Below are 10,597 nucleotides of genomic sequence, written 5' to 3' on the forward strand. Positions count from 1 at the left end.
GACCGGCGGCGATTTTCGTGCGTTCGTCCCCAACCACAAAAAGCCCGAGGGAATTGCTTTATGCAGAACAAGAAAATCGCTTTGCTTGCCGCCGTCGCGGCGTTCTCCCTGCTCTCGACCCAAGGCGCATTTGCGCAGAAGAAATACGACACCGGCGCGTCCGACACTGAGATCAAGATCGGCAATGTCGAGGCCTATAGCGGCCCGGCTTCCGCCTACGGCATCATCGGCAAGACCGAGGAAGCCTATTTCAAGATGATCAACGACCAGGGCGGCGTGAACGGTCGCAAGATCAACTGGATCTCCTACGACGACGGCTACTCGCCACCGAAGACGGTGGAGCAGGTCCGCAAGCTGATCGAGGGCGACGAGGTGTTTTTGGTGTTCAACGCGCTGGGCACGCCGACCCAGACCGCGGTGCAGAAATATCACAACGCCAAGAAGGTGCCGCAGCTCTTCCTCGCCACCGGTGCCAGCAAGTGGAACGATCCAAAGGATTTTCCCTGGACCATGGGCTTCCAGCCGAGCTACCGCGTCGAGGCCAGGATCTTCGCGAAATACATTCTCAAGAACAAGCCCAATGCCAAGGTCGCGATCTTCTACGCCAACGACGATTTCGGCAAGGATTACGTCGCAGGCTTCAAGGAAATCTTCGGCGAAAAGGCCTCCAGCCTGATCGTCGCCGAGGAGAGCTACGAGACCACCGAGCCCTCGATCGATTCCCACATTGTCAAGCTGAAGGGCACCGGCGCCGACGTCTTCGTCAACATCGCGACGCCGAAATTCGCAGCACAAGCGATCAAGAAGATCGCCGAACTGGACTGGAAGCCGATGCACCTGATGACCGACGTCTCGATCTCGATCGGCGCCGTCATGAAGCCGGCCGGTCTCGATGCATCCGAAGGCGTGCTGTCGGCGGGCTATCTCAAGGATGCGTCCGACCCGCAATGGAAGGACGATGAGGGCATGAAGAAGTTCATGGCGTTCATCGATAAATACATGCCGGGCGCCAACGTCACCGACACCAACACCGTTTATGGCTACGCCGCGGCGCAAACGCTGGTGCAGGTGCTGAAACAGTGCGGCGACAATCTCACCCGCGAAAATGTGATGAAGCAGGCCGCCAGCCTGAAGGATTTCGCACCGGATACGCTGATCCCCGGCATCAAGATCAACACCGGCCCGAATGATTTCGCCCCCATCGAGCAGCTCAAGATGATGCGGTTCACCAAGGGGCAGTGGGAATTGTTCGGCGACATCATCAGCGCCGAGACGGGCGGCTAATCGTCTGCCGTCATTCCGGGGCGCGCGAAGCGCGAACCCGGAATCTCGCCCCACAATCTCTGGATTCCGGGTTCGCTCGCTGTCGCGAGCGCCCCGGAATGACGGTTCATCTTTGTGTATCCTTGAGATCGTGCGGACGGCTCCCCACTTGAACGAGTGGCCCAACAAAGCGAGCCGCCGATCGTGGAAAGCCAGATGCATTATCTGCCGATGACACCGGGATCGTTCTCGATCCTGGTGTTCCTGGCACTGGCGCTGGTGATCCTGATCCAGCTCCGCATTCTCCGCTATGCCTATCTGAGCCTCGGTGTCAGTCCAGGAGCTGCGTTCCTTTTGCTGTTCGGCTCGCTGATCGGCAGCTATGTCAATATTCCGATCACGGAATTGTCGGGACCGCCGGTGAGATCCGGCGAGATCGTCGACTTCTTCGGCATGCGTTATGTCGTGCCGCTGGTGACCGCGCCCAGCACGATCCTGGCCGTAAATGTCGGCGGCGCGGTGATTCCGACATTCGTGTCGATCTACCTGGTCGTCAGATACGAGCTCTGGGTCAGGGCCGCGATCGGTACCGCCATCATCGCCTTCATCGTCCATTGGCTGGCGACGCCGGTGCCGGGCATCGGCATCGCGGTGCCGGTGTTCGTGCCCGTTGTCAGCGTCGCGATCATCGCGCTCCTGCTCTCGCGTATCTATGCCGCGCCGCTCGCCTATATCGCAGGTTCAGTCGGAACACTGATCGGCGCCGATATTCTCAACCTGGACAAGATCGGCAGCCTGGGCGCGCCCATCGCCTCGATTGGCGGCGCCGGCACGTTTGATGGCGTGTTCCTGACCGGCATCCTCGCGGTGTTGCTCGCCGCCATCGTTTCACCCTCGCCCCTGCACCGCGCCTCGTAGCGCGTCGCTAACCCGGCAGGAAAATCGCAAACGGTTCGTCGACGGTGCGGCGCAGATGCTCGCGATAGAGCGCGTAGTTCTCGTCATCGGGCGATACCCGACCGACCGAGGGATTGGCGATGTTCTTGATCGGTACGAATGCGATGGGTGCAGCAATCGGCGTCAGCAGTGAGCCGCGGCCGGCGAGCAGTGTCGTGATGATGCCGTACATCTCGCCGGTGTTACGCGGCCTGGACACCGTGATCAGGCGATGCTGGCCGTGCCGGTTGGTGACGAGATAGACGAAGCCGGACTGGTTCGGAACGGCGACTTCGCCGAACTGGGTGTAGGCGGCATCAGCCCGTTCACCCTCGCGAAAAATCAGCGATGAGACGGCGTCATCCCAGGCGATCTCGGTGCGATAGGCGTAGACCGCGTCCTTGTCCCCGAATGAGGGCCGGACCGTGAGATAGGTGCCCTCGATCCACTGCACCGCCCGCCGCGAATAGGCCCCCAGCCCGTCGGGCGCGACTTCGCCATTGGCCACCGGCATCGCCGGCGCCGGCTGGACCTTGCGCAAGGAGACGCCGAGTGCCTGTTCGAGCCGCACCGTGGTCTGCAGCGTGAACGGGCGGCGCCCGCCCAGCACCTTTTCCAGCGTCGACAGGCTGAGCTTGGCCTGCTCGGCCAGCGCCTGCCGCGAGATGCGCCGGCGCGCCAATTCCTCGCGGATCAGCTCCGCGATCTGCCGACTTTGTTCCTCGGAAAGCTGCTTGTCCGGCGTCGGCATCGTCACCCCATGCTGATTCACGCCAACTCTACCAGACCGTACATTTCAGCACAAAACCGCACAAAGCCGCCGACGGCGCGGCGTACGGCGCCTGCCCGCGGCTGAACAATGCCGATCATTCTGCTCGCGCCTCGACGCACTTTCCCGAAGATTTTGCGTATCCAAGACGTCCCTCGGGAGAAGGAAATGACGACGTGCGATTGTATCGCGACCGGCCGCCCGCGCCTGTCGCGCAGGATGCGAATAGCGCTGTTCTTTCTGGCGGAAGGCATTGCCGCGCTCATGATCGGGTTCGCGACACTCTTTGTGAACTTCGCGCCGGCATGGTCGGCAGAGATCAAGCCACCGGCAGCGTACATCAAGCCGGGCGATGCCCGTTCCGGGTCGCTGCTGCTGAAGACCGACGAGGGTTATGACGACGCCGTCAGGCTCGGCACGGATGTCGACCTCACGGTGTCGGGCCCGACCATCCGCGCCCGCGTCACGCAAATTTTCCGCAACCCAACCAAGGACTGGGTCGAAGCGGTCTACGTCTATCCGCTACCGACGGGCGGCGCAGTCGACACGCTGAAGATGGTGGTCGGCGATCGCATCGTGGTCGGCGACATCAAGGAGCGCCGCCAAGCGCGCGTGATCTATGAGCAGGCCAAACGGAACGGCCAGAAGGCCGCGCTGACCGAACAGGAGCGGCCGAACATCTTCACCAACTCGGTCGCCAATATCGGCCCGGGCGAGACCGTGCTGGTGCAGATCGAATATCAGGAGCCGGTGCAGCAGTCCGGCAACGAATTCTCGCTGCGCGTTCCGATGGTGGTGGCACCACGCTACAATCCCGCGCCGATCGTGCAGAGCGTCGACCTTCGCCCCGATGGCGGCGGCTGGGGTGCAACGAAGTCCGATCCCGTTCCCGATCGCGACCGCATCACGCCGACGGTGCTCGACCCGGCCAAGCATGCGCCGGTCAATCCGACCAACATCACCGTTCGCCTGCAGGCTGGCTTTCCGCTCGGCGAGGTGAAAAGCCATCATCACATCGTGAAGATCGAAGACGTCGACGATGCGACGCGGCTCATCAAGCTCGCCGAAGGGCTCGTGCCGGCGGACCGCGATTTCGAACTGACCTGGAAGCCTGCCGCCGAAAAGGCGCCATCAGTCGGCCTGTTCCGCGAGCATGTCGGCGACGCCGACTATCTGCTCGCTTTCGTCACCCCGCCTGCCGTCGTTGAGGCCGAGCAGAAGCCACGACCGCGCGAAGTGATCTTCGTGATCGACAATTCCGGCTCGATGGGCGGTACCTCGATCGTGCAGGCAAAAGCGAGCCTGATTTACGCGCTCGGACGGCTGCAGCCGAACGACCGCTTCAACGTGATCCGTTTCGACGACACCATGGACGCGCTGTTTCCATCAGCGGTGCCGGCCGACAGCGAGCACCTCGGCCGCGCCACCGCCTTCGTAAGCGCGCTGCGGGCCAATGGTGGCACGGAAATGGTGCCGGCGATGCGGGCGGCGCTGACAGACCGTTCGGATGGTGATTCCGATCATGTCCGCCAGGTCGTGTTCCTGACCGACGGCGCTGTTGGCAACGAGCAGCAATTGTTCGAGACGATCACGGCGATGCGCGGCCGCTCGCGTATCTTCATGGTTGGCATCGGCTCGGCGCCCAACACCTATCTGATGACGCGCGCCGCCGAGCTTGGCCGCGGCGCTTTTACCCATATCGGCTCCACCGACCAGGTCGAGGAGCGCATGCGCGCGCTGTTCGCCAAGCTCGAGAATCCCGCGGTGACCAATCTTTCGGCCAAATTCTCCGAGGCGCATGCCGAGGTCACGCCGGCGATCCTTCCCGACCTCTATCGCGGCGAGCCGCTGGTGCTAGCAGCCAGGCTCGACAAGCTCGCAGGCTCGGTCGAGATCAAGGGCCGCATCGGCGATCGCCCCTGGCTCGTGACGCTGCCACTGGCGAACGCCGCCGAAGGCAAGGGCCTGTCGAAGCTGTGGGCGCGGCGCAAGATCGACGATGCCGAGGTTGCGCGCACCACGCGGCAGGCGAGTCCTGACGATGCCAACAAGACCATCCTGGCACTGGCGCTCGAGCATCAGCTCGTGACCCGGCTCACCAGCCTGGTTGCGATCGACAAGACTCCGAGCCGGCCCGATGGCGAGCCGCTGAAAGTGAGCGAATTGCCGCTCAACCTGCCCGCCGGCTGGGATTTCGCAAAGGTCTTCGGCGATGGCCCGCAATTGCCGGTGGCACCGATCGAGCGGCGCGCGGAAGGCGATGGCCGGACGCAGCTCGCCGCCCTGAAACGCCCGGCAGTGGTGCAGGCGCCCGACACGGTCAAGCTGCCGAAGACCGCGACCGACGCCGAACTGAAGATGATCGCGGGCGCGATCCTGCTCGTGCTCAGCCTGCTCCTGTTCGCATTCATCCGGCGTCAGAACTTCGCCCACTGATGCCGAATGAACAGAGGAGGCGTCCCCACCTCCTCTTGGCGCGCGCGGCCTCCCGTCCCCCAGGGCGCGCGCGTCTCTTTCCACACGCGTCATTGCGAGCGCAGCGAAGCAATCCATGCCACCACTTGCGGAGAGATGGATTGCTTCGTCGCTGCGCTCCTCGCAATGACGGCGGAGTATCGGTCAAATGCCGCGTTTCCTTGCCCCTCTCCTCCTCGCCCTTCTCGGCTTGATCCTGTTCGGCCAGGGCGCCTACATCCACGCCAAAGCCCTCCTCGCTCAGGTCCTGCTCGAACGCGCCTTCAGCAAAACCATCGCAACCGGGCATCCGACAAAGCCATGGTCATGGGCCGACACCTGGCCGGTCGCACGCATCGAGGTGAAGCGGCTCGATGCCAGCACCATCGTGCTCGCGGGCTCCAGCGGTCAGGCGCTCGCCTTCGGCCCGGGCCATCTCGAACTCACACCCGACGCCGGCGAACGCGGCGTTGCCGTCTACTCCGCGCATCGCGACACCCATTTTCGCTTCCTGAAAGATGTCGTCATCGAGGACGCGATCGATATCACCCGCAGCGACGGCAAGACCTTCCGCTATCGCGCCGACAGAAGCTCCGTGGTGCGCTTCGATGCCTCCGGCATCGATCCGCTCTCGAACGGATACGAGCTGGTGCTCTCGACCTGTTGGCCATTCGACGCGCTGACATCGGGGCCGGAACGCTATCTCCTGCACGCGACGATGATCGAATCCGGCTCCTCGCGGATGACAACACCGTGAATATTGTCCGCGCGGTGGGATATCGCATCAAAGCGTAGCGGCATGCAGCCAAGGTGAGTTGCCACGCCGCGCAGGGCTCAATAGAAATAGCAAAAAACATGGCGCACAGTGTTCGCTGCAGCGCCACAGGAAACGACAAGGCAGAGTCCATGGAAGCTCAATTCAGCCCCGCGTCTGCTCCGACTGAGAAATGGTCGCCGTCGCGTGATGCCAGCGACGTGGTCAAGCAGATCCATGCGATGCTGCACCCGCGCAACATCGTGCTGGTCGGCGCCACCGACAAGCCCGGCAACTACGCCGAGCGGATCTGGAACAACCTGATCAAATACGGATACCGTGGCGGGCTCTATCCGGTTAACGCCAAGCGCGAGACGATCTGGGGCGTCACCTGCTACAAGGATTTTGCGAGCCTCCCCGACAAGCCAGATCATGTTCTGGTGCTTGTGCCGGCGCGCTTTGCGGTGCAGGTGATCCGCGATGCGGCTGCCGCCGGCGCGCGCTCGGCGACCATCGTCACCTCCGGCTTCAGCGAGTTGCAGGACGAAGAAAGTCAACGCCTCGCGGTGGAATTGAAGCAGGCGGTGCAGGAGACCGGGCTTGCGGTGACCGGACCTAACTGCCTCGGCAATTTGAGCGCCGGCGAAAACCTCTTCACCAATATCGACGACCGCATCGTCACGATGGAAGCCGGGCCGGTGGCGATCGCCGGCCAATCCGGCGCGATCGTGATGGCGATCCGACAGACGCTGGAGGATCGCGGCGTCGGTGTCGGCTACATGGTGACGACCGGCAACGAGAGCGGGCTGACCACGCCCGACCTGATGACCTATTTCGCCACTGACCCGAGCATCCGCGTCATCGTGGTGTACCTGGAGGGCGTGCGTAACACGAAGGCGTTCCGCGATGCCTGCAAGGCCGCGCGTGCCGCCGGCAAGCCGGTGATCGCGCTCAAGCTCGGCGCCTCCGAGGGCGGCCGCGCCGCGGCGATGGCGCATACCGGCGCGCTCGCCGGCTCGATCGAAACCTTTGACGCGATCTCGACCCGCGAAGGCGTGATCCGCGTCCGTGGCCTCGATGAATTGATCGAGACCACCGAATGCTTCGTGCATGCCGACCTGCCGAAGGGCAGCCGGCTCGCCGCGGTATCGCTGTCCGGCGGCAAGCGCGGGCTCCTGATCGATGCGTTCTATGCGGCCGGATTGAACTTCGCGCCGCTCAGCCCGAACGCTACCGAGCAACTCGCCAAGATGCTCGGTCCCGGCAGCATTGTCGGCAATCCGCTGGACGCCGGCTTTGCCGCCGTGGTCGATCCCTCCGTCTACATGAAGTCGATCAAGATCATGATCGATGACCCTGATACCGACATCGTCATCATCGACGCCGAACTGCCGAAGGCGCCGCATGAATTGCGTGAACGCAATCTTCGCATCGTCAACGAGATGGCTGCCAAGGCGGGCAAGCCCGTGATCTATATCAGCGCGATGTCGATCGGCTTCACCGAACATACCAAGGCTCTGCGCAAGACGCTGCAGAGCGTCGCCGTGCTGCAGGGGCTCGACCGCGCGGTCGGCGCAATCAAGTCGCTGATCGAATACGCGCAGCTTCGCAAGGAAGTACCTGATATCGTCTCGAGCTCGACGGCATCCGCGCGCGCGATGCTGGAGAAGGCGCTGAACGGCGCCAACGGCACGGCTGCGCTCGACGAGGTCGCGTCGAAGAAGCTGCTCAAGGCGTACGGCATTCCGATCTCGAAGGAGGAGATCGCGCAGACGGCAACTGAAGCTGCGACGATCGCCAGGAAGATCGGCTTCCCCGTGGTCGCCAAGGTGGTCAGCCCTGATATCCTGCACAAGTCCGATATCGGCGGCGTGGTGCTGAACCTCAACAGCGCGACCGAGGTGAAGAAGGCGTTCAACGACATCACGGCGCGGGTCAGGAAGCTGAAGAACAAGCCGAAGCTCGAGGGCATCCTGATCGCGCAGCAGGTCAAGGCCGATCTGGAACTCGTGGTCGGCGCCTCACTCGACGCCGAGATGGGCCCCGTGGTGCTGTTCGGCACCGGCGGCGTCGATATCGAACTAATGAAGGACGTCGCGCTGGCCGGCGCGCCGCTTGATGCGGAAGAGGCAAAACAGCTCATCGCGAGGACAAAAGCCGGCATCAAGCTGAAGGGCTATCGCGGCAGGCCGGCACTGCACGAAGCCTCCGCCGTGAAGGCGCTGGTCGGGCTCTCCAACCTGATCGCGGATGCCGGCAACCGCATCGCCTCGATCGATATCAATCCGTTCCTGATCAACACGAAGCTGGGCATTGCAGTGGATGCGTTGATCGTGCTGAACAACGCCGCGGCAAATAAAGCGGCGGGGCATTGATCCTGCAGGCTGTGAGCGAATTCTCTGTCGTCATTCCGGGATGCGTGCAAAGCACGCAGGCCCGGAATCCATCGGGCCACGGGCGCAGGCGGAGAAATGGATTCCGGGTTCGCGCTTCGCGCGCCCCGGAATGACAGCGGAAAATTCGTGAAATCCGTAGGCTGGGCAAAGCGTCGCGTGCCCACCCATTGCGAGTGGACGTCAAAACCCCGCGCCCCACTGCCTTGCGGTCTGCAAGATCCAGTCGCGATACAGCGTCAGTGGCGTGACGCCGGTGATGCCGCCGCAGCCGGCGGCATTGTTCGGTCCGGTCGACCAGCTGATGACGCCGATTATCGCAGGCCCGGTCTGCTTGTCCTCGAATACCGGGCCGCCGGAATCGCCGGTGCAGGCCCCCAGCCCGTCGCGCGCGCCCTTGGCGAGCGGATCGACGAGGCGGATCTGCAGCGTGCCGGGCTGGCCGGTCGCGATCAGGCCGGCGACGCGCACCATGCCGCCGCTTTTGCCATCGCCGCGCACGGTGACGCCGATCCCTGCGATGGTGAAGCGGCTGCCGACGACAACCGGAATGTTCGGCGCACCGAGTGCCGCGGGCGCCTTGCCGGCGGCCGGCGCGGCAAGCTGCAGCAGCGCCACGTCGGCCGTGGCACGATGGGACGTCATGGCGTCCATCCTGAATGCGGGATGGATCGCGATGCTCTTGACGTCCTTCAATTGCGGCTGCCGGTCCGGGCCATATTCGACGATCTTGTAGTCCGCGCCGGGCTGCACGCAATGCGCCGCCGTCAGCACCACTTTCGGCGCGATCAGCGCGCCGGTGCAGAAGTTGCCGCGCGAGCCGACGATGGTGATGATGGAACGACCGACACCTTCGGCGGACGGCACGCCGCCGCCGACAATGGCGGAGGCCGGCATGGAGGAGAGCAGCGCGAGCGCTGCCGATATCGCGAGCAAGGCTTTCATGGGCACAGCAATAGCTTGCGCCGCGCGCATCGCCAAGCCGGCGGATTCAGGCTGGCTCCGCAAATCGATCCGTGTTAGCGGCTCGGTCAACACACATAACGACAGGCAGCAGGAAATGATCGAGGCAGTGATCTGGGATTTCGGCGGCGTCTTGACCACCTCGCCGTTCGAGGCATTCACCCGGTTCGAGACCGAACGCGGCCTGCCCGCCGACATCGTCCGCCGCACCAACGCCGCCAACCACCTCGAAAACGCCTGGGCGAAATTCGAGCGCGCCGAGATCGATATCGAAACCTTCGATATGCTGTTCGCCGCCGAATCGCTGGCGCTCGGCGCCGAGGTGCGCGGCAGGGACGTGCTGCCGCTGCTGCAGGGCGACCTACGCCCTGAAATGGTAGAAGCGCTGAAGCGCATCAATGCCAAATTCAAGACCGGCTGCATCACCAACAATCTGCCGGCGAACGCAATCGGAAGCAGAAGCGGCCGCACACTCTATGTCGCCGAGGTGATGGCGCTGTTCGATCACGTGATCGAATCCGCCAAGATCGGCCTGCGCAAGCCCGATCCGCGCATCTACAAGCTGATGGTAGAAACGCTGAAGGTCGATCCAAGCAATTGCGTCTATCTCGACGATCTCGGCGTCAACCTGAAGCCCGCGCGCGAAATGGGCATGACCACAATCAAGGTGGTCAGCGCGGACCAGGCGATTTCCGAGCTTGAGGCGGCAACCGGGCTGGTATTGCGCTAGGCACGGACTTCTCCCTCTCCCCGCCCCGTTCTTACGCAGGGCTGTCCGGGGAAAATCAGCCATAGCAAAATGCCAATTGGTTCGGGGAAGTTCGCGATTTGGGCTTACTGGGATTGATAGGTGGCGGCTCGTTGATCGCGGCCAGGGATCGACGGGTGAACAGAAACTGGCGGATCAGTTCGGCCAGCCTGAGAGGGAGCATCTTGACGCAGTTGGCGCGCGCGGCGATGCGCAACAACAGGTAGGCAATCATCGCAGCGAGCACCTGCAGGCGGATAGCATTGTCGTTGGTGCCGAGGAACTTGCGAATATCGAGGTGCTGCTTGATCCAGCGG

General features: G+C 63.3%; 8 protein-coding genes and 1 pseudogene. 6 read left to right on the forward strand and 3 right to left on the reverse strand.

The window, feature by feature from the left end; all coding sequences use genetic code 11:
• Window positions 1-60: 60 nt before the first annotated feature.
• Together YY7_RS0135050 and YY7_RS0135055 are read left to right on the forward strand one after the other, a co-directional pair.
• The gene (locus YY7_RS0135050; protein WP_028167267.1) at window positions 61-1,284 is read left to right on the forward strand and encodes an ABC transporter substrate-binding protein; all 1,224 of its coding nucleotides are present in this window, start codon (window positions 61-63) and stop codon (window positions 1,282-1,284) included.
• Window positions 1,285-1,467: 183 nt separating this feature from the next.
• Window positions 1,468-2,181, forward strand: a complete 714-nt coding sequence (locus tag YY7_RS0135055; protein WP_028167268.1) for a DUF1614 domain-containing protein — start codon at window positions 1,468-1,470, stop codon at window positions 2,179-2,181.
• A 7-nt stretch (window positions 2,182-2,188) separates the two neighbouring features.
• On the opposite strand, the gene YY7_RS0135060 is transcribed toward YY7_RS0135055, so the two are convergent.
• Window positions 2,189-2,950: a helix-turn-helix domain-containing protein gene (locus YY7_RS0135060; RefSeq protein WP_028167269.1), complete on the reverse strand. Its 762-nt coding sequence runs from the start codon at window positions 2,948-2,950 to the stop codon at window positions 2,189-2,191.
• 237 nt (window positions 2,951-3,187) lie between these two features.
• On the opposite strand from YY7_RS0135060, the gene YY7_RS0135065 reads away from it, so the two are divergent.
• The 3 genes from YY7_RS0135065 to YY7_RS0135075 all read left to right on the forward strand — a co-directional run bounded on the left by YY7_RS0135065 (window position 3,188) and on the right by YY7_RS0135075 (window position 8,551).
• Window positions 3,188-5,404 carry a marine proteobacterial sortase target protein gene (locus YY7_RS0135065; protein WP_433994546.1) on the forward strand — a complete coding sequence of 739 codons (2,217 nt, stop codon included), beginning with the start codon at window positions 3,188-3,190 and terminating at the stop codon, window positions 5,402-5,404.
• A gap of 187 nt (window positions 5,405-5,591) precedes the next feature.
• On the forward strand, window positions 5,592-6,179 hold the full coding sequence (locus YY7_RS0135070) for a class GN sortase (protein ID WP_028167271.1): 588 nt from the start codon (window positions 5,592-5,594) through the stop codon (window positions 6,177-6,179).
• 149 nt (window positions 6,180-6,328) lie between these two features.
• Window positions 6,329-8,551: an acetate--CoA ligase family protein gene (locus YY7_RS0135075; RefSeq protein WP_028167272.1), complete on the forward strand. Its 2,223-nt coding sequence runs from the start codon at window positions 6,329-6,331 to the stop codon at window positions 8,549-8,551.
• A 201-nt stretch (window positions 8,552-8,752) separates the two neighbouring features.
• Here YY7_RS0135075 and YY7_RS0135080 read toward each other — a convergent pair whose 3' ends face one another.
• Window positions 8,753-9,514 (reverse strand): S1 family peptidase, encoded by a 762-nt coding sequence (locus YY7_RS0135080; protein ID WP_028167273.1) that lies wholly within the window; start codon window positions 9,512-9,514, stop codon window positions 8,753-8,755.
• A 115-nt stretch (window positions 9,515-9,629) separates the two neighbouring features.
• Here YY7_RS0135080 and YY7_RS0135085 point away from each other — a divergent pair, with 115 nt between their 5' ends.
• Entirely contained in the window at window positions 9,630-10,262 is a 633-nt protein-coding gene (locus tag YY7_RS0135085; protein ID WP_028167274.1) for an HAD-IA family hydrolase, read from the forward strand.
• 55 nt (window positions 10,263-10,317) lie between these two features.
• On the opposite strand, the pseudogene YY7_RS62205 reads toward YY7_RS0135085, so the two are convergent.
• Window positions 10,318-10,597, reverse strand: a pseudogene (locus YY7_RS62205) (IS4 family transposase); the annotation flags it as partial.

The sequence above is a fragment of the Bradyrhizobium elkanii WSM2783 genome, assembly GCF_000472865.1.
Taxonomy (GTDB): Bacteria; Pseudomonadota; Alphaproteobacteria; order Rhizobiales; family Xanthobacteraceae; genus Bradyrhizobium; species Bradyrhizobium elkanii_A.

Bases quoted from the DNA above. Each gene is read 5' to 3' on its own strand.
- YY7_RS0135050 (WP_028167267.1), top strand. From the start codon at position 61: ATGCAGAACAAGAAAATCGCTTTGCTTGCCGCCGTCGCGGCGTTCTCC.
- YY7_RS0135060 (WP_028167269.1), bottom strand. From the start codon at position 2,950: ATGCCGACGCCGGACAAGCAGCTTTCCGAGGAACAAAGTCGGCAGATC.
- YY7_RS0135065 (WP_433994546.1), top strand. From the start codon at position 3,188: ATGCGAATAGCGCTGTTCTTTCTGGCGGAAGGCATTGCCGCGCTCATG.
- YY7_RS0135070 (WP_028167271.1), top strand. From the start codon at position 5,592: ATGCCGCGTTTCCTTGCCCCTCTCCTCCTCGCCCTTCTCGGCTTGATC.
- YY7_RS0135075 (WP_028167272.1), top strand. From the start codon at position 6,329: ATGGAAGCTCAATTCAGCCCCGCGTCTGCTCCGACTGAGAAATGGTCG.
- YY7_RS0135080 (WP_028167273.1), bottom strand. From the start codon at position 9,514: ATGAAAGCCTTGCTCGCGATATCGGCAGCGCTCGCGCTGCTCTCCTCC.
- YY7_RS0135085 (WP_028167274.1), top strand. From the start codon at position 9,630: ATGATCGAGGCAGTGATCTGGGATTTCGGCGGCGTCTTGACCACCTCG.